The sequence below is a fragment of the Pseudomonas sp. HT11 genome, from assembly GCF_044875395.1.
Lineage (GTDB): Bacteria > Pseudomonadota > Gammaproteobacteria > Pseudomonadales > Pseudomonadaceae > Aquipseudomonas.
In genome coordinates this window covers 1,184,233-1,205,077 of record NZ_CP173217.1, presented here as the reverse complement: position 1 = coordinate 1,205,077, position 20,845 = coordinate 1,184,233, and the positions used below count along the sequence as shown (strand labels likewise).

At 61.0% G+C, this 20,845-nt stretch carries 18 protein-coding genes; 10 read left to right on the top strand and 8 right to left on the bottom strand.

Annotation, left to right across the window (positions count from 1 at the left end):
- Nucleotides 1-10: 10 nt before the first annotated feature.
- The 4 genes from ABWL43_RS05380 (at nucleotide 11) to rlmF (ending at nucleotide 5,148) form a co-directional block, all read left to right on the top strand.
- Complete coding sequence (locus ABWL43_RS05380) at nucleotides 11-439, top strand: DNA polymerase III subunit chi (RefSeq protein WP_404487042.1); 429 nt, start codon at nucleotides 11-13, stop codon at nucleotides 437-439.
- Nucleotides 440-446: 7 nt separating this feature from the next.
- Nucleotides 447-833 carry a DNA polymerase III subunit chi gene (locus ABWL43_RS05375; RefSeq protein WP_145161375.1) on the top strand — a complete coding sequence of 129 codons (387 nt, stop codon included), beginning with the start codon at nucleotides 447-449 and terminating at the stop codon, nucleotides 831-833.
- Between the two features lie 212 nt (nucleotides 834-1,045).
- Nucleotides 1,046-3,892: a valine--tRNA ligase gene (locus ABWL43_RS05370; RefSeq protein WP_404487040.1), complete on the top strand. Its 2,847-nt coding sequence runs from the start codon at nucleotides 1,046-1,048 to the stop codon at nucleotides 3,890-3,892.
- Nucleotides 3,893-4,128: 236 nt separating this feature from the next.
- Complete coding sequence (gene rlmF, locus ABWL43_RS05365; protein ID WP_404487038.1) at nucleotides 4,129-5,148, top strand: 23S rRNA (adenine(1618)-N(6))-methyltransferase RlmF; 1,020 nt, start codon at nucleotides 4,129-4,131, stop codon at nucleotides 5,146-5,148.
- A 116-nt stretch (nucleotides 5,149-5,264) separates the two neighbouring features.
- Here the strand turns inward: rlmF and ABWL43_RS05360 are convergent, their stop codons facing one another.
- Complete coding sequence (locus ABWL43_RS05360; RefSeq protein WP_003188840.1) at nucleotides 5,265-5,546, bottom strand: HU family DNA-binding protein; 282 nt, start codon at nucleotides 5,544-5,546, stop codon at nucleotides 5,265-5,267.
- Nucleotides 5,547-5,940: 394 nt separating this feature from the next.
- Here ABWL43_RS05360 and yejK point away from each other — a divergent pair, with 394 nt between their 5' ends.
- Both yejK and ABWL43_RS05350 read left to right on the top strand, forming a co-directional pair.
- A complete protein-coding gene (gene yejK / locus ABWL43_RS05355) occupies nucleotides 5,941-6,945 on the top strand; it encodes a nucleoid-associated protein YejK (RefSeq protein ID WP_106579474.1) in 1,005 nt (334 codons plus the stop codon).
- Nucleotides 6,945-7,295 (top strand): glutaredoxin family protein, encoded by a 351-nt coding sequence (locus tag ABWL43_RS05350; RefSeq protein ID WP_404487035.1) that lies wholly within the window; start codon nucleotides 6,945-6,947, stop codon nucleotides 7,293-7,295. The genes yejK and ABWL43_RS05350 overlap by 1 nt, the downstream gene beginning before the upstream one ends.
- A 139-nt stretch (nucleotides 7,296-7,434) precedes the next feature.
- On the opposite strand, the gene ABWL43_RS05345 is transcribed toward ABWL43_RS05350, so the two are convergent.
- From ABWL43_RS05345 to ABWL43_RS05320, 6 genes are all read right to left on the bottom strand, one after another.
- Nucleotides 7,435-9,675, bottom strand: coding sequence for a TonB-dependent receptor (locus ABWL43_RS05345; RefSeq protein WP_404487033.1), 2,241 nt, complete (start codon nucleotides 9,673-9,675; stop codon nucleotides 7,435-7,437).
- 285 nt (nucleotides 9,676-9,960) lie between these two features.
- Nucleotides 9,961-10,938, bottom strand: a complete 978-nt coding sequence (locus tag ABWL43_RS05340) for a FecR family protein (RefSeq protein ID WP_404487031.1) — start codon at nucleotides 10,936-10,938, stop codon at nucleotides 9,961-9,963.
- On the bottom strand, nucleotides 10,935-11,513 hold the full coding sequence (locus tag ABWL43_RS05335; RefSeq protein ID WP_145161363.1) for an RNA polymerase sigma factor: 579 nt from the start codon (nucleotides 11,511-11,513) through the stop codon (nucleotides 10,935-10,937). The genes ABWL43_RS05340 and ABWL43_RS05335 overlap by 4 nt, the downstream gene beginning before the upstream one ends.
- Nucleotides 11,514-11,520: 7 nt before the next feature.
- Nucleotides 11,521-11,847 carry a DUF3325 domain-containing protein gene (locus ABWL43_RS05330; protein ID WP_404487029.1) on the bottom strand — a complete coding sequence of 109 codons (327 nt, stop codon included), beginning with the start codon at nucleotides 11,845-11,847 and terminating at the stop codon, nucleotides 11,521-11,523.
- Complete coding sequence (locus ABWL43_RS05325) at nucleotides 11,848-13,422, bottom strand: PepSY-associated TM helix domain-containing protein (RefSeq protein ID WP_404487027.1); 1,575 nt, start codon at nucleotides 13,420-13,422, stop codon at nucleotides 11,848-11,850. It abuts the gene before it with no gap.
- A complete protein-coding gene (locus ABWL43_RS05320) occupies nucleotides 13,419-13,721 on the bottom strand; it encodes a DUF3649 domain-containing protein (RefSeq protein ID WP_145161357.1) in 303 nt (100 codons plus the stop codon). The genes ABWL43_RS05325 and ABWL43_RS05320 overlap by 4 nt, the downstream gene beginning before the upstream one ends.
- 170 nt (nucleotides 13,722-13,891) lie before the next feature.
- Here ABWL43_RS05320 and ABWL43_RS05315 point away from each other — a divergent pair, with 170 nt between their 5' ends.
- From ABWL43_RS05315 to fecA, 3 genes are all read left to right on the top strand, one after another.
- Nucleotides 13,892-14,380 (top strand): sigma-70 family RNA polymerase sigma factor, encoded by a 489-nt coding sequence (locus ABWL43_RS05315; RefSeq protein ID WP_369300911.1) that lies wholly within the window; start codon nucleotides 13,892-13,894, stop codon nucleotides 14,378-14,380.
- The gene (locus ABWL43_RS05310; RefSeq protein WP_404487025.1) at nucleotides 14,377-15,318 is read left to right on the top strand and encodes a FecR domain-containing protein; all 942 of its coding nucleotides are present in this window, start codon (nucleotides 14,377-14,379) and stop codon (nucleotides 15,316-15,318) included. The genes ABWL43_RS05315 and ABWL43_RS05310 overlap by 4 nt, the downstream gene beginning before the upstream one ends.
- Nucleotides 15,319-15,407: 89 nt before the next feature.
- Complete coding sequence (fecA, locus tag ABWL43_RS05305; RefSeq protein ID WP_404487023.1) at nucleotides 15,408-17,744, top strand: TonB-dependent Fe(3+) dicitrate receptor FecA; 2,337 nt, start codon at nucleotides 15,408-15,410, stop codon at nucleotides 17,742-17,744.
- Between the two features lie 577 nt (nucleotides 17,745-18,321).
- Here the strand turns inward: fecA and ABWL43_RS05300 are convergent.
- Nucleotides 18,322-19,194, bottom strand: coding sequence for a LysR family transcriptional regulator (locus ABWL43_RS05300; RefSeq protein ID WP_262210584.1), 873 nt, complete (start codon nucleotides 19,192-19,194; stop codon nucleotides 18,322-18,324).
- Nucleotides 19,195-19,300: 106 nt separating this feature from the next.
- Between ABWL43_RS05300 and ABWL43_RS05295 the strand changes: the two genes are divergently transcribed.
- Nucleotides 19,301-20,812 carry an MFS transporter gene (locus ABWL43_RS05295; RefSeq protein WP_262210586.1) on the top strand — a complete coding sequence of 504 codons (1,512 nt, stop codon included), beginning with the start codon at nucleotides 19,301-19,303 and terminating at the stop codon, nucleotides 20,810-20,812.
- The last annotated feature ends 33 nt before the right edge of the window (nucleotides 20,813-20,845 follow it).

Here is a 20,845-nt window from a genome sequence, read left to right as displayed (position 1 = left end):
AGGAACCGCAATGACCCAAGTCGACTTCTATATATTGCCCAGCGCCGATCCTTCCGCGCGCCTGGACTTTGCCTGCAAGCTCACCGAAAAAGCCTGGCGCATGGGCCACCGCATCTACCTGCATTGCAGCGATGCTGCCCAACGTGACGACCTCGACGCGCGCTTATGGCGCTTCAAGGGCGAAAGCTTCGTGCCGCACGGCCCTGTCGAGTCCGAACCCGAAGGCCTGGTTGTGCTGGGCCTGGGTGACAGCTGCGGCGATCACAACGACCTGTTGGTCAACCTGGACCTGAAAGTACCCGCCTTCGCCAAGGCATTTGCCCGTGTGGCAGAAGTGGTGGTGGAAGATCCGGCTATTCGTCAGGCCGCGCGGGAGAGTTTCCGTTTCTACCGCGAACAGGGCTATTCTCTGCAGGATCACCGGCTACAACGACTTTGAGTACATGATGGACACGCCAAACCCTATAAAAAAAGACGACCACCTGCTGGACGACCTCGAGTCGATCCGTCAGTTGCTCGGTGATGATGGCTTGCAACCGCCGCTGCTGACCGAAACGGTCGACGCCGAGGTACAGATTCCGCTGCTGTTCGACATGGTCAGTGGCAAGCCTGTTGCACCCGAGCCTGTCGCTGCCGCTCCCGTGGCAGAAGCCAAGCCCGCCGCAGAAAAAGCGCCCGACGCCCTGCTGCTGCATCTGGACAACGAGTTGCGCGCCGCTGCGCAGTTGATCATGCAGGATGTGATCGACGACTTTGCTCCGCATATCGAAGCCGAAATCAAACGGCGAATGGATGCGCGCATGGAGCGGTTGCTCAGCCAATATCAGTCCTGAGCCACACCTGGATCTACTGTGGGCGGGGGCTTGCCCCCGATAGCGCTGGGTCAGCCAGCTTATCAGTCACTGACCTACTGCTATCGGGGGCAAGCCCCCTCCCACATTTGCACTGCGTACGTCTCTAGCCTGTCTTCGCCTCGCCCTGCGCCCTATCCCCCGTTATACTTGCCGGCTTTCCTGAATTAATGCCAACTAGGGTCCCGCCGCGCATGGATAAGACCTACCAGCCGCACGCTATTGAAACTTCCTGGTACGAGACCTGGGAGTCCGAGAATTATTTCGCTCCGCAAGGCGCGGGTGATGCCTACACCATCATGATTCCGCCACCGAACGTCACTGGCAGCCTGCACATGGGCCATGGCTTCAACAATGCGATCATGGATGCGTTGATCCGTTTCCGCCGCATGCAGGGCCGCAATACCCTGTGGCAACCGGGCACCGACCACGCCGGTATCGCCACCCAGATGCTGGTGGAACGCCAACTCGAAGCCACCGGCCAGAACCGTCATGACCTGGGTCGCGAGAAATTCCTCGAGAAAATCTGGGAATGGAAAGACCAGTCCGGCGGCAACATCAGCCGTCAGATCCGTCGCCTGGGCTCGTCCGTAGACTGGAGCCGTGAGCGCTTCACCATGGACGACGGCCTGTCGGAAGCCGTGAAAGAAGCCTTCGTGCGCCTGCACGAAGACGGCCTGATCTACCGCGGCAAGCGTCTGGTCAACTGGGATACCAAGCTGCACACGGCGATTTCCGACCTCGAAGTGGAAAACCACGACGAGAAAGGCTTCCTGTGGAACCTCAAGTACCCGCTGGCCGACGGCGCCAAGACCGCTGAGGGCAACGACTACCTGATCGTCGCCACGACGCGTCCGGAAACCATGCTCGGCGATGCTGCCGTGGCCGTTAACCCGAACGATGAACGCTACCAGGCGCTGATCGGCAAGTTCGTTGAGCTGCCGCTGGTTGGCCGTCGTATTCCGATCATCGCTGACGACTACTGCGACCCTGAATTCGGCACCGGCTGCGTGAAAATCACCCCGGCTCACGATTTCAACGACTACGAAGTCGGCAAGCGCCACAATCTGCCGCTGCTGAACATCTTCGACAAGAACGCCGCCGTGCTGCCGGCGTGCCAGGTGTTCAACCTCGACGGTACGCTGAACGAGAGCATCGACGGCAAGATCCCGGCCGAATACGCCGGCCTCGACCGTTTTGAAGCGCGCAAGCAGATCGTGGCGGCGTTCGACGTTGCCGGTTTGCTGGTGAGCGTTGACGACCACGCACTGAAAGTGCCGAAAGGCGACCGCTCCGGCACCGTCATCGAGCCGTGGCTGACCGACCAGTGGTACGTGTCCACCAAGCCTTTGGCTGAACCTGCGATTGCCGCCGTGGAAGACGGCCGTATCCAGTTCGTGCCCAAGCAGTACGAAAACATGTACTTCTCGTGGATGCGTGACATCCAGGATTGGTGCATCAGCCGTCAGCTGTGGTGGGGCCACCGGATTCCGGCCTGGTACGACGAGTCGGGCAAAGTCTACGTTGGCCGCGATGAAGCCGAAGTACGCGCCAAGCACAACCTCGGCCCGGACGTGACGCTGCAACAGGACAACGACGTACTGGACACCTGGTTCAGCTCGGGCCTGTGGACATTCTCCACGCTCGGCTGGCCGCAACAGACTGAGTTCCTGAAAAAATTCCACTCCACCGACGTGCTGGTCACCGGCTTCGACATCATTTTCTTCTGGGTTGCCCGGATGATCATGCTCACCATGCATTTGGTGAAGAACGAAGACGGCACGCCGCAAGTGCCGTTCAAGACCGTGTACGTGCACGGCCTGGTGCGTGATGGCCAGGGCCAGAAAATGTCCAAGTCCAAGGGCAACGTCCTGGACCCGCTGGATATCATCGACGGCATCGACCTGGAAACCCTGGTGCAGAAACGCACCTCGGGCCTGATGCAGCCGAAACTGGCGAAGAAGATCGAGAAGCAAACCCGCGACGAGTTCGCCGACGGCATTGCCAGCTATGGCACTGACGCCCTGCGCTTCACCTTCTGCTCACTGGCGTCCACCGGTCGCGACATCAAGTTCGACATGGGCCGCGTCGAAGGCTATCGCAACTTCTGCAACAAGATCTGGAACGCCGCGCGCTACGTGCTGGATAAAGGCGAAGACTGCGGCCAGAACGGCGAAGCCTATGAGCTGAGCCTGGCTGATCGCTGGATCATCTCGCAGCTGCAGCGCACTGAAGCCGAAGTGACCCGCCAACTCGACCAGTTCCGTTTCGACCTGGCCGCACAAGCCTTGTACGAGTTCATCTGGAACCAGTATTGCGACTGGTACCTGGAACTGTCCAAGCCTGTGCTGTGGGACGAAAACGCGCCGGTTGAACGTCAGCGTGGCACCCGTCGCACTCTGGTGCGCGTGCTGGAGGTGGCCCTGCGCCTGGCGCACCCGTTCATGCCGTTCATCACCGAAGAAATCTGGCAGCGCCTCGCGCCGCTGGCCGGTATCGAAGGCAAGACCATCATGCTGCAGCCTTGGCCGGTGGCCAACGAAGCGCGCATTGATGAGGCAGCCGAAAGCGATATCGAATGGCTCAAGACCTTGATGCTCGGCACGCGCAACATCCGCGCCGAAATGAACATCGGGCCGGGCAAGCCATTGGCGGTATTCGTGAAGAATGCCAGCGCCGAAGATCAGCGTCGCCTCACCGAGAACGACGCGCTGCTCAAGAAGCTGGCAAAACTGGAGTCGATCACCGTGTTGGCTGACGGCGCCGAAGCACCGCTGTCCGCGACGGCGTTGGTCGGCGACATGGAAGTGCTGGTGCCGATGGCTGGCCTGATCGACAAGGGCGCGGAACTGGCCCGTCTCGACAAGGAAATTGCCCGCCTGCAAGGCGAAGTGCAGCGAGTGGGCGGCAAGCTGTCCAACGCGGCATTCGTCGACAAGGCGCCGGCTGAAGTGATCGACAAAGAACGCGCCAAGCTGGCCGAGGCTGAACAGGCCTTGGGCAAGCTGGCGGAGCAACATGCACGGATTTCCAGCCTGTAAGGTGAACCCCGTGTAAGAAAGAGGCCTTCGGGCCTCTTTTTTTTGCCTGGAATTTTCCAATCCTTGCTGGCAATCCAGTCAACTTGGGAGGGGGCTTGCCCCCGATGGCGGTGTATCAGTCTGCATATTTTTGCCTCTCACACCGCAATCGGGGGCAAGCCACCTCCCACATTTGCCCGAGAGGGTCTCAGGATGTGTGACAATGCCCACCACTTTGAGCCAACACCAGAATCAACATGACCGCCCCCAGCACACCTAAACCTCCGCGCAAGAAGCCTAAATCCGCCGCCCCGGCCAAGCCCGTGGCACCGCGCAAAGAGGCAACCCTGCACCCGCGCAACCGCCACACAGGCCGTTACGACTTCCCGGCGCTGATCAAGACCACGCCGGAACTGGCGCAATTTGTGATCATCAACCCGTACGGTAAAGAGAGCATCGACTTTGCCAGCCCGGACGCAGTGCGGGTGTTCAACCGGGCGCTGTTGAAGGCGTTCTATGGCATCCAGCATTGGGACATTCCGGCGGACTACCTGTGCCCGCCGGTGCCGGGGCGTGCCGATTACGTGCATTTTCTTGCCGACCTGCTGGCCAGCGTCAACGAAGGCAAGATCCCGCGCGGTTCAATCGTCAAGGTGCTGGACATCGGCATGGGCGCCAACTGCGTCTACCCGCTGATTGGCTATATGGAGTACCGCTGGAACTTCCTCGGCTCGGAGGTCGACCCTATCGCGGTGTCCGCCGCCAAGGCCATCGTACAGTCCAACGACCTGAGCAAAGTTATCCAACTGCGTCAGCAACCCAACCCCAAGCAGATCCTGCTGGGCCTGCTGGAGCCGGGCGAACGCTTTGACCTGACCATGTGCAACCCGCCGTTCCACGCGTCCATGGAAGAAGCCACCAAGGGCAGCGAGCGTAAGTGGCGCGCCCTGGGCAAGGCCGATCCCAAGCGCAAGTTGCCGGTCCTGAACTTCGGTGGCCAGTCGGCGGAGCTGTGGTGTGAGGGCGGTGAAGCGCGCTTCGTCACGCAGCTTATCGCCGAGAGTGCGCACTTTGCCCACAAGGTGCTGTGGTTCAGCACCCTGGTGTCAAAAGCGTCGAACTTGCCCGCGATCCAGACAGCCCTCAAAAAAGCCGGCGTACTCGAAAGCCAAGTGGTGGAAATGTCCCAGGGTCAGAAGCAAAGCCGCTTCGTGGCCTGGACCTTCCAGACCAAGAACGAGCAGCAGATCTGGCGTCAGCGCTGGGTGCGCGACTGAAACGGTGGCGAGGGCGTTTGCTCCCTCGCCACGGTTGAGCCGCCACTGCAGTCAAATCGCAGGCAACAAAAAACCGTGCCCGGATTGCTCCGGAGCACGGTTTTTTTTGCTGCGTCTTACTTGTTAACAGCGTCGGTCAGGCCTTTGGCCACAACCAGCTTGATAACTTTCTTGGCAGCGATTTCGATGGCAGCGCCAGTCGAAGGGTTACGGCCAGTACGGGCTGGACGCTCAGTCACTTTCAGTTTGCCAACGCCTGGCAGAGTGATTTCGCCGCCGTTTTCCAGCTGATCAGCAACAACTTGGCTCAGTTGGTCCAGCAGAGCGCGCACGGTAGTTTTCGGTGCGTCTACTGCTTCAGCCAGGTCAGCGATCAGTTGGTCTTTAGTAATAGCCATTGTGGTGTTCCTTCCCTATCAAATTCATATGGATTGCAGAGTGCAGTGTCAGCCGTCGAGCCTGACCGTCAAGGCCTGGCACCCCCGGCCATAACCACGGGATCGGGGTTATAGATGCTTGAAACGGGGATTGGTTCGACCTGACAGATGCTGAATGCACGCTTAACGCCGAGTCTTGGCGTAAGACGGGGCAAAACTAGCACAGAGACGGGGAAATATCCGCCTCAACATACCCATTTGGTCAGCTTTATCGCTCTAAACCGTGAAAAAAAGGCATATAGCCCGTGGGAGGTCGCCCAAAACAGCCTTCCAAGCGCGTCATGGCCAATGGGTGCGGTACACTGGCGACTTTTTGGGGAGGCTTACCGCTACCCTTCAACCAGCCGAGAAGCCTATGCCGATCCGTCACTGCATCGTCCACCTGATCGACAAAAAACCCGACGGCACACCCGCAGTTCTACATGCCCGCGATTCGGAGCTTGCCGAGTCGGCCGCCATCGAGAACATGCTTGCCGACCTCAACGAGAGCTACAACGCCAAACAAGGCAAGGCCTGGGGTTTCTTCCATGCCGAGTCCGGCGCGCACCCGTTCAGCGGCTGGTTGAAGGAATATTTCGACGGCAGTCAGGATTTCACCCGCTTCAGCCGCACGGCGGTCGAGCACCTGCAAAAGCTGATGGAGGAGTCCAACCTGTCCACCGGCGGCCACGTGTTGTTTGCCCACTACCAGCAAGGCATGACCGACTACCTGGCGATCGCCCTGCTGCACCACAGCGAAGGCGTGGCAGTGACCGATGAGCTGGACGTGACCCCCTCGCGTCACTTGGACCTGGGCCAACTGCACCTGGCGGCGCGGATCAACGTGTCCGAGTGGCAGAACAACAAGCAATCCAAGCAGTACATCTCGTTTATCAAAGGCAAGAACGGCAAGAAGGTCTCGGAATACTTCCGCGACTTTATCGGCTGCCAGGAAGGCGTCGACGGCCCGGGCGAAACCCGTACCCTGCTCAAGGCGTTCAGCGACTTTGTCGAGAGCGAAGACCTGCCCGACGAATCTGCCCGCGAAAAGACCAAAACCCTGGTGGACTACGCCAGCAGCCAGGCCAAACTCGGCGAGCCCATGGGCCTGGAAGAGTTGTCGGGGTTGATCGATGAAGACCGGCCAAAAGCGTTCTACGACCATATCCGCAACAAGGATTACGGCCTGTCGCCGGAAATCCCGGCCGACAAACGCACCCTCAACCAGTTCCGCCGCTTCACCGGTCGCGCCGAAGGCTTGTCCATCAGTTTTGAAGCGCACCTGTTGGGCGACAAGATCGAATACGACGAAGCCGCCGGCACTTTGATCATTAAAGGCCTGCCGACCCAACTGACTGACCAGCTCAAGCGTCGCAACTGATGCTCGGCGGGGTCTTCAAGAAAGTCCTGTTGGTGTTGCTGGTCGTGGTGGTGATCCAGAACTGGGGCAAGATCGAGCGGCTGTTCAACCCCTCGCAGGTGGTTTCGGAGCAAGTACGCACATCGGCGCGCGTGGTGCTCTATTCCACCGAGTGGTGTGGCTACTGCAAGCAGATCCGACGTTTTCTGGACCAGAAAGGCATTCCGTACCAGGCGCTGGACATTGAGAAGGATGCCAAGGCGCGCAAAGCCTATGAGGCATTGGGCGGCGGCGGGATTCCGTTTGTGGACGTGAACGGCACGCTGATTCGCGAGTTCAACCCGGATGCGATCATGGCCGCGTTGAAATAGCTAATCTGCAAAACACTGCAGAACTAATGTGGGAGCGGGCTTGCTCGCGAAAGCGCAGTGTCAGTTGCTACAGGTATTGACTGATCCACCGCCTTCGCGAGCAAGCCCGCTCCCACATTTTGCTCTGCGCCAGCCTTAGTTAGAAGTTGGCTTCCAACGACACCATCGCCGTGCGCTCTTCCCCCACGTTGTAATACGCCGTACTCGGCGCCAGACCATTCACCGGTGCCGAGTTGAACGCCACGGTGCGCGCCGAGCTCAGGTATTGCTTGTCGAACACGTTAAGCATCGAGAAGCGCAACGCTGCCGACTTGATGACTTTCTTGTCCACCGGCAAGTAAATACCAGCGTTCAGGTCGAACACCGTGCGGCCTTCGATTTTTTCCTTGTTGGTCAAATCGCCATAGAAGCTGCCGACGTACTTGCCCGCGATGTTGCCGTAGAAGCGCGCGTCGTCATACCCGAACACCAGGTTGAACATGTTTTCCGGCACGTTGGCCAATTGCTTGCCCGCCGTCGGCAACAGCACATTCTTGCTGAGCAAATCGTCTTGCTGCTCGGACTTTGTGTAGGTGTACGAGGCGTAGTAGTTGAAGTGATGCGGCAACAAACCGCTCCACTCCAGTTCCAGGCCCTTGTTATCCACGCTGCCGACGTTGAGCACCATATAGTCGCCGGCAGAATCGGTGGTCGACACCTGGCGATCCTTGAAGCTGATGTAGAACAGGGTCGCGCTCAACGCCATGTCGTCTTCGGTGTAGCGCCAGCCCAGCTCCTGGTTCCAGCTCAACTCAGACTTCAGGCTGACCGAGTCGCCCTTGTTGTACAGCACATAGTTGGGCGGCGTGCGCATGTTGCGGGTGACGTTGTAGAAGGTCTGGTTGCTTTCGTCGACCTGGTACTTGGCGCTGAAACTCGGCAGGAACTGGTGATAACGGGTGTTACGTTTTTCTGGTTTGTCGTACAGGCTGCCGAGGTTGTTGCCGTCACGCTCGACGTATTGGTACGCCACGCCGCCGACAAAACTCAGGTCCGGCGTGGCCTGCCAGCTGTCCTGCACCCAGAGTTTCTGCGACGGGGTGACGGTGTAGTAGTGGCGGCCCTGGACAGTCGCGCCGTTCTTGTCGACGACCTGCCCGCCGCTGTTGTAATCGCCCCACACATCATCGGGCGCGCCTTCGCCGTTGATGCCGATAAACGGCTGGGTCTGGCGCTGGCGCGCGCGTTCATACCAGTAGCCATAGTCCAGGCTGTGTTCTTCGTTGATGTCCCATTTCATTTTCGCGGTGACGCCAGGGCGCCAGGTTTCGGTCCACGATGGCCGGTAATAGTTGGCCGATTGCAGGTTGCTCAGGTTGTAGTTGCCGGCTTTATCAGACTTCGGCCCCAGGTTCGATGCGGTCTGGCCGCTGAAGCTGCCACCGTTGGCCCAGTAGTAATAGGGCGTGACCGTCAGCGCCAGGTTGTCCTGCAACTGCCAGCGCTGGGTGAGCGTGGCGTTGACGCTTTCGAAGGGGTTGCGATTGAGCTTGTAGGACGACGACAGCAAACCCGACTTGTACACCGGCGTTTCCGAGTAGTCCTTGCGGCGCCCGTCGGTCTCGAACTGCGACTTGCTCAAGGTGTTGTAGTTGTAGTTTTCCTGGTTGTTGTATTTCACTGTCGCCAGGGTCGAGTTGCCATTGCCGTCTTCGAACAGGCTGCTCCATTCGACTTTGTCACTGCGCAGCGTGCCTTTGCCGCGCCACTTGTCACCCTCAAGGTGAGAGGCCGACACCCAGCTCTTGAGGCCGCCAAAATCGCCCGTGTTCACCCGCACGAACGTCTTGCGCAGGTCATTGGCACCGACGATCTGTTTGGCGAACAGCCCGGACTCTTTGGTCGGGCGAATCGTGATCATGCCGATGTTGCCGCCACTGGAGCCGATGTGCGGGCCGTCCGCCTCGGAGGAGCCCTGGGTGGCAAACACTTCGGCGAGGTTTTCCGGGTCGCCGAGCTGGTTTGAATACACGCTGTAGTTGCCCGAGTCGTTGATCGGCACGCCGTCGACAGACACCCCGACCTGGTCCGAACTCATGCCCCGCATGGTGAAGTTGGTGCCGCTGGTGCCGCTGGCGTCGTCGCTGGATACGTTGATGCCCGGCGTGTATTTAAGCTTGTCGATGGCGTTGGCGGTCGCGGACATTTCGTCCATGGCTTCCTTGGTCACCGTCGAACGCGCCTTGGCACTTTCTTCGCGAATCATGTGCCCGTTGCCCAGGGTTTGTTTGCCGGCAACATTTACCGAACCGACATCCTGGGTGGTGTCTGCCACAACCAGCGGCGCAAAGCTACCTAGGCCCGATGCTAAAAGCAGGGCAGAGAGTGTGTTGATCTTCACGAGTAGATCCCTTACGTGCATCTATCTGTTGTTATGGAGGGAGGTACTGGCTGTCAAAACCGGGTGAACGGCGACGCCAATCTTCCTGACCACCTGCTCAGGAATCCGGGGATCATCCTTGGCCCATGTAACGGTTTGGTGACAGGTTTTGGCAATTGGGATGAAGGTTAAATGAACGCTCTACAGGCACCGGGATACCTGGCCTATAGCGCCATGTAAAAAACCGACAAGGGGATTTTTTTGAAAAAATCGCCACGCGGAGGGTGGCGATCGAAGCATTCGTGTCTAGCGCAATACAATCATGCGACCCAGCACAGCGTGTTGTTCAAAACCTAGAACGGCCTGCAAGGCACTCAAAACTGCCAAGGGATCCTTGCTTGGGAAACTGCCACTGACACGCTTGGCGCCCATCTCGTCGTTTATCAGCAGGATCCGGCCCGGGTAGTAACGGCCAAGGTCCCTGACTACATCCGCCAACGGCACCTTGTAGTAGTTGAGCCAGCCATCGCGCCATGCCAGACGTGATTCGCTGTCGACCGCGTGCAGGGTGTCGGCCACACCGTCGGCGTAGGCCACTTGCTGGCCTGCCGTAAGAATTTGCTGTTGGCCCTGGCGTGACGGCGTGACACCCACGCGGCCGGACAGCACCGTCACCTGAGCGCCGGCCGGTTGCAGGCGCACTTCAAACTGCGTACCGAGCACTCGCGCTTCGCCACTGCCAGCCGCCACCACAAAGGGCTGGCCGGTGTGGGTCACGCTGAAAAAACCCGCCCCGCGGCGCAACTGAATGTGGCGCTCGCCGTGGCTGAAGTCCACGGCAATGGCGCTGTCGGCATCCAGCGTGACTTGGGATTGATCGGCCAGGGTCACGGTCTGCACTTGCCCCGGCGCCGTCACGTAATCAGCACCGAAGTCATCGACCCAGCGCGATGGCTGCCAGCCGGCGCCCATCGACACCATCACCAGCAGGCACGCGGCCACGGCCAGGGCGCCGGACCAACGCACCGCACGCGAGCGCTTCGAGGTACTCATCGCGTTGAGGTAGCCCTGCAAGGCCAAGGCGTCTTCGTCCGCCAGTTTGCGTGCCGGCACCTCACTCAATTCCCACAACACCTGGGCCTGAGCATAGGCCTCGACGTGCGCGGGGTCGGCACGCAACCAACGGCTGAACGTGGCCTGGTCACCGCTGCTGGGCTGGTCATGCAACAAGCTCAACCATTCGAGTGCGGCCTGCTCCTGGGCGGGCGTGGGGGTGACGTTCACGGTGCTTTCCCTGGCGTGCGTGGGGACGAGGGTTCGCGAAGGCTGGCTTTGCAGGCTTCGAGGGCACGCATCATATGTTTTTCCACGGCACTTTGGGACAGCCCCATGGCCTGGGCAATTTGCGCATATTTGCGGCCGTGGATGCGGTTGAGCAGGAAAATCTGCCGAGTGCGCTCCGGCAGGCTGCGCAGGGCGGCTTCGACATGGCGCAGGTCATTGCCCGCTTCAAACGCCGCCTGGGGCTCGGAACCCTGGTTGTCTTGCTGCTCCGGCAACCAGCCCTCACTGCTGCGCACCCGGGCGCCTTCGCTGCGCAAGTGATCAATGGCGATGTTGCCGGCGCAGCGCAACAAGTAGGTGCTGAGTTCTTCGACCTGCACCAGCGGCCGGCGCCAGAAGCGCAGGAACAGGTCCTGCACCAGGTCGGCCGCCGTCGCCCGGCAGCCTACGCGTCGGCTGACCAGCGCTTCCATCTGCGAGCGCTGCGACAAAAACACCTGCAGGAAATGCGCACGCCCACCGGCCGCATCGGTGTGCTGGCTGTCCTGGGATTCGGGTGGGGTGCTGATCATCATGGGAAGCTCAGAGTAAGGCAAACGCCGCAACAGGACTGGCCAGCAGGCCGACGCCCGCCAGAATCAAGGCCAGCCTTGGCCGATACGGCAACAGCAACACCAGCAGCAGTGCGCTGAGCATCAATACGGCGCACCACTCCACCAACCCCTGCGCCCAATTCGAGGCCGCCACGGCCGGCCATATCGACAGCACCAGCAGCAGCCAACCGGCCACACGGAATGTGAGGCGTCGCGGTGGTGAGGGTTTGCTGTGCAGCAGTTCACCGTGATGGCGGTCGGTGGACAGGCACAGCGCGGTAAACCCGGCGTAGCACATCAACAGGGCGAGCAGCATTCAGTTCGCCTCCTGCTTGAGCTTCAATGCGCGTGCGCGTTCGGCCTTGGGCTGCGGCGCCGCGCGGCGCTGCATCTTCCAGGCCGCCCAGGTCAGGAACAGGCCGCTGGCCAGGCACGTCAGGTCAAAACCGGCCATGGCCCAATCACCGCTGGCCAGTGACACGCCCAAGTGCTGCGAGGTGGTCAATGCGTTGAGCAGTGGAATGGCCACAAACAGCAAGGCGCCGAGGCTCAGTTGCTCAACCCAGCCCTGGCGGCCTCGACGCAGCACGGCATGCAACAGGCTCAGGCCCCAGGCAATAAAAAAGGCCTGCACTTCCCAGTCGGACCGCTCGGCGAAGCTCACCGGCAACAACCGGTTGGCCCAGAAAAACGCCGCGATGGCGATCATCAGCCCGGCCATACTGGCCATGTTCAGCACTTCAACCAGCCGCAATTCAAACGGCATCACAGCGGTTTTGGCGTGCTTGAGCTGGCGCTTGCCGAGCCAAATCACAAGGCCCGTGCCGATCATCGCCGTGCCCGCCAGGCCGCAGATAAAGTACAACCACCGCAGCACCGGGCCGGCGAAATGGCCCATGTGCAAGCCGTAGAAACTGCCGCCAATCGCCGCTGGCAACGACTGTTCACCGCTGACCCGCAACAACTCGCCGGTGGTGCCGTTGAACGACACACTGCTGCCGAAATCGTGCACCACGCGGTCGGCACCTGCGCGGACCACATTGACCGAGGCGTTCACATCGCCAGGGTTGTTGACCACCAGACGGCCAACATGCCCACCCGCCCATTGCTGGCGCGCTTGCTCGTACATCGGCCCTAACGGCAGCAATGCACCCGGCTGGCCGAGCGCCGGCGCGTTATTGGTATTGGGGAACACGTCATTGAAAAACGCACGGCTGTCGTCGCCGTAGGAAGCCACGATCGGCGCGGGCATCACCATGCTCATGAAGATCACCAGACTGCTGTAGGTGATCATCAAGTGAAACGGCAGCACCAGCACGCCCACCGCGTTATGCCCGTCGAGCCAGGAGCGCTGGCCTTTGCGTGGGCGGAAGGTGAAGAAGTCCTTGAAGATTTTCTTGTGGGTGATGATGCCGGTGATCAGCGCCACAAACATCACCATCGCGGCGATGGTCGACAGCCAGCGCCCCCACGGGTAAGGCATCTGCAGCTGAAAGTGGAAGCGATAGAAGAACTCGCCGCCCATGCTTTCACGCGCCTGCACGGGCTGGCGGGTGACGGGATCGAGGACTTTCTGGATGAAGTTGCCGCGTTTGCCGGGGTCGATTTTGTCTTGCCACATCACCGACAGGCCGGGATCGCGGCTGTCCGGCAGGGTGATAAACCAGCGCGCTGCGTTGGGCGCCTGTTGCTGCAGATAGGTTTGGGCGGCGGCGAGGCTACGCGCGTCATCCAACGGATAAGCCTGCACTTCGGGCTGCATCCAGTGGGTAATTTCGTCCTTGAAATAGGACAAGGTCCCTGTCAGGAAAATCGCAAACAGCAGCCAGCCAAAGATCAGTCCAGCCCAGGTGTGCAACCAGGCCATCGCCTGGCGAAAGCCCTCTTTCATGTGCGCGTCATCCACAAACCGATGCCCGCCAGCGTGGCAAACATCGCACTCGGCAGCATCACGCCAAACCAGGCTCGCCCTGCCGTGCGGCAGGCAAAACACCAGATTACCGCCAACAGGTAGAACACAAACGAACTCATCATCCCGGTGATCACTGCGTCGGCCCGGGACACGGGCATCCACAACGCCAGGCAGACGGCCGCCAGGGACGCCATCAGGTAACCGCCGACCACGGCAGCCAGCACGCGCGAGGTTACGGCGAGGCGATAGGCAACGGGAAGTGAGGGTTTGCTTTTCATACGGGAGGCGCCAGGGTCATCAGCGCGCAATATTAATGATAAATATTCTCATAAGCAAAAGAGAACGGATGAATCACCGGTCCTGGCGGATTGCCGAACCCCGTCACGCGCCCTACAATGCGAACAATTCTTGTTCTCTAAAGCATGCCGATGCTTATGGAGTGATCGCGTTGCAGCCGTCCACCACCGTTGAAGTTCTGTACAACGACCATCACCACTGGCTCACCGGCTGGTTGCGACGCAAGCTTGGCTGCCCGGAAAGCGCGGCCGACCTGGCCCAGGACACCTTCATCCGTGTGCTCACCGCGCGGGAAGCGCCAACGCTGATCGAACCCCGCGCCTTCCTCACCACCGTGGCCAAGCGCGTGCTGTTCAACTTCTATCGCCGTCAGGACCTGGAGCGCGCCTACCTCGACGCACTGGCGCAAATGCCCGAACACGTGGCGCCGTCGGAAGAAGAACGCGCAATCATCCTGCAGACCTTGCTGGAGCTCGACCAACTGCTCGACGGCCTGCCCGTTCAGGTCAAACGCGCCTTCCTGCTGGCCCAGCTCGACGGCCTGACCTACGCGCAAATCGGCGCCGAGCTAGGTATCTCCATCGCCACCGTCAAACGCCATCTGAATAAAGCCGCCATGCGCTGCTACTTCGCCCTATGAACTTTTCCACGCAAGTCGCCGAACAAGCCGTGCACTGGCTGATGGAAATGCAGCAAGGCGCACTCAACCCGCGCCAGCAAGCGGCCTGGCAGCAATGGCTGGACGCCCACAGCGAACATCAGCGCGCGTGGGACCATATCCAGCGCGTCAACCAACGCCTGCGCGGCATGCCCTCGCCCTTGGCGCACGCCGCCTTGAACGCGCCCAAATCCAGCAGCCGGCGCCAGGCCCTCAAGCTGCTGCTGATTCTCGGCGCCGGTTCGGCCGCGGCCTGGAGCCTGCGCCAGCAACATATTCTGCCGCCGCTGAGCGCCGACTACCGCAGCCCCGTCGGCCAACGACGCAAGGTGCAACTGGCCGATGGCAGCCAGTTGCAGCTCAACACCGGCAGCGCAGTGGATGTGCACTTTGACGGCAGCCAACGGTTGGTGCGCTTGCTCGAAGGCGAGATTTTGCTGACCGCCCGCCCCGGCGATACGCCGCTGCACGTGCTGACCGGCCAAGGCCTGCTCAGCAGCCAGGCGGCGCGGCTGAACGTGCGTCAGTTCAACGACCACACGCAACTGGCAGTTTTCGATGGCCATGTTGAGGTAATGCCCAACCACTACAGCGGCCTGCCGCTGACCGTCGAGGCCTCGCGCCAAGTCAATTTCACCCGCAAAGGCTGGGACACCCCGCGCCCGACCGACGCCAACAGCGGTGCCTGGGCCGACGGCATGCTGGTGGCCGCGCACATGCGCCTGGGCGATTTCCTCGCCGAGTTGGGTCGCTATCGCCGAGGCCAGGTCAATTGCGACCCGCAAGTGGCCAACCTGCTGCTGTCCGGCAGTTATCCGCTGGACGACAGCGAACGCATTCTCGACCTGTTGGAAGTCAGCCTGCCGGTGAAAGTGCGGCGTTTTACCCGCTACTGGGTGACCGTTGAGGCACGCGCGTAAATTATTTTAAAAAATATGAGCCGTTTTCCACACCTCGCGTGACAGAGAAGGAAAGCCACCTTGATCCTACCTTCTCAGGACCGCCCTTCATGCCCCAGCAACCGACGCTTCTTGCCCGCACCTTGCGCCAACTCCTACTGGGCGCCAGCCTGAGTCTTACCGCGCTGCCCTCTGTAATGGCCGCCGATGCCAAGCCGTACCACATCGCCCCAGCGACCCTGGAAGCCGCGCTGAATCAATTCGGTCGTGAGGCTGGCGTGTTGATTTCCTTCGGCTCCGAGGTCACAGCCGGCATGCAGAGCCGTGGGTTGTCGGGCAATTACAGTGCCGATGAAGGCCTGCGAAAACTCCTGGAAGGCACCGGCCTGCAAGCCCGCGCCGAGGGCGAAAACGCCTACAGCCTGCAACCGGCCAGCGCCCCTGCCACCCTTGAATTACAAACCTCCAACGTGGTGGGCGACTGGCTCGGCGATGCGGCGCAAACCAACGTGTTCGAACACCCCGGCGCGCGTGATGTGATCCGCCGCGAAGAGTTCGAGCGCCAGGGCGCGACACAGGCGCGTGACGTGCTCAACCGCATTCCCGGCGTCAACGCCCCGGAAAACAACGGCACCGGCAGCCACGACATGGCGCTGAACTTCGGCATTCGTGGGCTCAACCCCCGCCTGGCCTCGCGCTCCACCGTCTTGATGGATGGCATCCCGGTGCCCTTCGCGCCGTATGGCCAACCGCAGCTGTCCTTCGCCCCGATCAGCATGGGCAACATGGACGCCGTGGACGTGGTACGCGGCGGCGGCGCGGTGCGTTACGGCCCGCAAAACGTCGGTGGCATCGTCAACTTCGTGACCCGCGCAATCCCGGACGCCCCCACCGTCAAAGGCGGCTTGCAGACCGAGACCAGCCCGTCCTCCAGCCATGATGGCTTCAAGACCACCGGCAACCTGCTGGCGGGCGGCACGGCCGATAACGGCCTGGGCGGCGCCATTTTGTATTCCGGCACCCGTGGCGGCGACTGGCGCGAAAACAGCAACACGCGCATTGACGACTTGATCCTCAAAGGCAAATACCAGTTGGACGACGCCAACAGCTTCAACGCCATGGCGCAGTACTACGAAGGCCAGGCCGATATGCCCGGTGGCTTGAACGTAAAGGACTACAAGGCTGATCCGTATCAGTCCACCCGCCCCTACGACAAATTCTGGGGTCGCCGTACGATGTTCAACGCCGGTTACCGCTACCAGGAAGACCGCCGCGAATTCACCGCCAACACCTTCTTCACCACCACGTTGCGTAATGGCTACCTGGATCAGGGCAACTTCCTTTCGCTGTCGCCGCGCGAGTATTGGGTACGCGGCCTCGAAACCCGCTTCGCCCAGGGCTTCGACCTTGGCCCCACCAGCCACGAAGTGGGCGTCGGCTACCGCTACATCAACGAAGCCGGGCACGAGTTGCGCTACCGCACGCCGATCAGCGCCAACCAGCAACTGCCCGACACCAACAGCCGCAACGACCGCGACACGCGTGGCGCCACCGAGGCCAACGCGTTTTTTGTCGATGACCGCATCGATATCGGCAAGTGGACCATCACCCCAGGCATCCGCTACGAGATGATCGAGTCCCAGCAGACCAACAACCTGACCAACGTCAAATACAAGGGCGACTACAACACCGCGCTGCCGGCGTTGAACGTGCTTTACCACCTGACCGAAGACTGGAATCTTTACGCCAACACCGAAGGCTCGTTCGGCAGCGTGCAGTACAGCCAGATGCCCAACCGCGTGACCAGCGGCGAAGTGAAGCCGGAAAAAGCCCGCACCTGGGAACTCGGCACGCGTTATGACAACGGCACCCTGCGTGCGGAAATCGGCGCGTTCCTGATCAACTTCGACAACCAGTACGACAGCAACCAGACCAACGATTCGGTGATCGCCCGCGGCGAAACGCGCCATCAAGGCATCGAGTCGAGCCTCAACTACGCCCTCGACGGGCTGAGCCCGGCGCTGGCCGGTTTTGATGTGTACGCCACCTACGCCTACGTCGACGCGACCATCCGCGAAGACGGCCCGAACAAGGGTAATCGCGTGCCCTTCTCCTCCAAGCACAAAGGCACCGTGGGCGTCGGTTACACCGAAGGTCGCTGGAAACTTAACCTGGACAGCAGCTACCAGAGCAGCCAGTTCGCCGACAACGCCAACACCCAGGCGGAAAGTGCCGACGGCAGTACCGGACGCATCCCAGGCTACATGCTGTTCAGCAGCCGCGCGGCGTATGACTTCGGCCCACAACTGTCGGATTTGAACGTGGCAGTCGGTGTGAAAAATATCCTCAACAAGCAGTACTACACCCGCTCGTTCGACGATAACAACAAAGGCAAATACGTCGGTGAGCCGCGCACGGTGTATGTGCAGACGTCCATCGCGTTCTGATTGCCTGAGTCATAAAAGCTCCAGCCAAGAACTGGGGTCTTACAAACGATGCAAAACCCTGTGGGAGCTGTCGAGCCCCGGCGAGGCTGCGAAGGCGGCGGCACAGGCGCTATCCAAGGTGCCTGACCCAACGCTTTCGCAGCCTCGCTAAAGCTCGACAGCTCCTACAAGGGATCGGGTTTGTCAGTCAGATCACGGTTCGCAAAAGCATCGCAACGATGCATAAATCTCACCCGCAATAGAGGTCAACTGTGGGAGCTGTCGAGCCCCGGCGAGGCTGCGAAGGCGGCGGCACAGGCGCTATCCAAGTTGCCTGGACCACCGCTTTCGCAGCCTCGCTAAAGCTCGACAGCTCCCACAAGGGAATCGGCTTTGTCGGTCAGATCACGGTTCGCAAAAGCATCGCGACGATGCACAAATCTCACCCGCTATGAAGATCAACTGTGGGAGCTGTCGAGCCCCAGCGAGGCTGCGAAGGCGGCGGCACAGGCGCTATCCAAGTTGCCTGACCTGCCGCTTTCGCAGCCTCGCTGGGGCTCGACAGCTCCCACAGGGTGATCGGGTTTGTTGGTCAGGGTCAGCTACCCGCCAGGCAACTTGGGGTGCCGGCGACCAAGGCATCGATTGCGCAGCGTGTCTTGGCCGGCATGTGTGCGGCCGTGGGCCAAATCACATGGATCGGCGCAGGCTGGTCGCGGTAGCTCGGCAGTACCGCTTCCAGTTGGCCGCGCAGCACATAGTGCGCAATCAACCAGCTCGGCAACCACGCCAGGCCCACGCCCGCAATGGCGGCATCGGCCACGGCCTGGAGGTCGTCCAGCACCAAAGGCGAGGTCATCACCGAGCGATACGAATTGTTGCAACGGTAGGCAATGCCTCGGTGGCTGGCGAGGTCATCAATACACTCAATTGGCCCGACACGTTGCAAGTACGCAGGTGACGCGGCCAACCCCACGGACTGCTCGCCCAAACGGCGTGCGCTCAGGCGGTCGGTGTCCGGCAGCGGGCCAATGCGCACGGCCACGTCGAAGCCTTCCTGTGCCAGGTCTATCAGCCGGTCAGAGAAGGAGATCTCGATCTCCAATTGCGGATAACGGTCCATCAAGCCCCACAAAGCAGGCGCCGCGTAGTGGTGACCGAACGCCAGCGGCAGGCTCGCCCTTAACCGCCCGCGCGGCTGCTGCCGGCCACTCTCCAACACCGACTCGGCGGCCTCCAACTCGGCCAGTGCGCGCAAGCAATGCTCGTAGTACGCCTGCCCGTCCTCGGTCAGACGCTGGCGGCGAGTGGAGCGCTGCAACAGGCAGGTGCCCAGGCGAGCTTCCAGTCGCGCCAAACCTTTACCCACCGCAGAGCGCGTGAGGTTGAGCCGCTCGGCGGCCTCGGTCAGGTTGCCGCTTTCAACGATCTGCAAAAAGAGTTCAACGCCATCAAAACGCGGGTTGGCCATGATTCCATTGTCGCTCTTGATTCCCTTATCAGAGGAAAACTTATCACGAATAAGGAAATCTGTTCCCGCGATAATAGCGTTTCCACTCAACCGTAAGGAACACCCCATGCCGCCCGCCGCCGCTGTATCGGCCGTCAGCGCTCCGCGCACCGCCAGAGATAGCCTTGCCCTCACCGCCGTCTGCCTCGTCGCCCTGATGTTCGGCCTGGAAATCTCCAGCGTGCCGGTGATCCTCCCGACCCTGGAACAGCAACTGGGCACAGGTTTTCAGGATGCCCAATGGATCATGAATGCTTACACCCTGGCCTGTACCAGCGTGTTGATGGCAGCCGGCACACTGGCTGATCGCTTTGGCCGGCGGCGCATGCTGGTGCTGTGCTTATGGCTGTTTGGCTTGGCCTCGCTGGCATGTGGCCTGGCGAACGATGCGCCTACGCTGATCGCAGCGCGTTTTGTTCAGGGCGTGGGCGCGGGCGCGATGATGATCTGCCAGTTCGCGATTCTTTCGCACCAGTTCCGTGAACCAACGACGCGGGCGCGTGCCTTCGCGATTTGGGGCGTGATCGCGGGCGTGGGCCTTGGCTTCGGGCCGATGGTGGGGGCGTTGATTCTGGCAGTCGCGGACTGGCGCTGGGTGTTCCTGGTCCATGCGCCGCTGACCTTGTTGACCTTGGTACTGCTGCGCATCAGCGTGCAGGAGTCGCGCGACCCGGCCGGCCATCGTCTGGATATCGCGGGCATGCTGACCCTGACACTGTCGGTGTTCGCCCTGGTGTACTTCATCACTCAGGGCAGCGAGCACGGCTTCGGCTCAGCGGCCATGCTGGGCTGGGCGGGCTTGTCGCTGATGGCGCTGCTGCTGTTCATCGCTGTCGAGCGCCGCAGCGCTCACCCGATGTTCGATTTCTCGGTGTTTCGTATTCAGCGCTTCAACGGCGCCTTGATGGGTTCGATTGGCATGAACTTCAGCTTCTGGCCGTTCATGATCTACCTGCCGCTCTACTTCCAGGCGGGCCTGGGCTACGACACCATGACCACCGGCGGCGCCCTGCTCGCCTACACCTTGCCCACCTTGCTGGTGCCGCCGCTGGCTGAACGCCTGGCCCTGCGCTATGGCGCCGACCGCATCATTCCGTTGGGCCTGGGCCTGATGGGTACAGGCTTTATGGGTATGGCGGCGGCCAATGGCGCCGAACATCCGAGCGTCGTACTCGTGCTTTTCAGCTGCGTGACGGCAGGCGTGGGGCTGGCACTGACCAACTCACCAACCACCAACACCACCACCGGCTCCGTCTCGGCCGACCGCGCGGGCATGGCCTCGGGCATTGACCTGAGCGCGCGACTGATCACGCTGGCACTCAACATCGCGCTGATGGGCCTGGTGCTGTTGCTCGGCATCGGTCATCACCTCTCTGGCCTGTTGCCCGATACCACCGTCCTGGATTGGCCCGCGATCAGCCAGAACATCGCCGCAGGCAAGTTGGACACGCCGATGCTCGCACCCGCAGATGCCCAGGCGGCCCTGCGCCATGGCGCCGGTTGGGCGATGCTTTTTGCCGGCTTTGGTGCTTGTGGGTTGGCGCTGTTGAGCAGGTATTTCTTTCGACGCGGCAGCTAAACGAAAACGGGCCTGCAGATGCAGGCCCGTTTG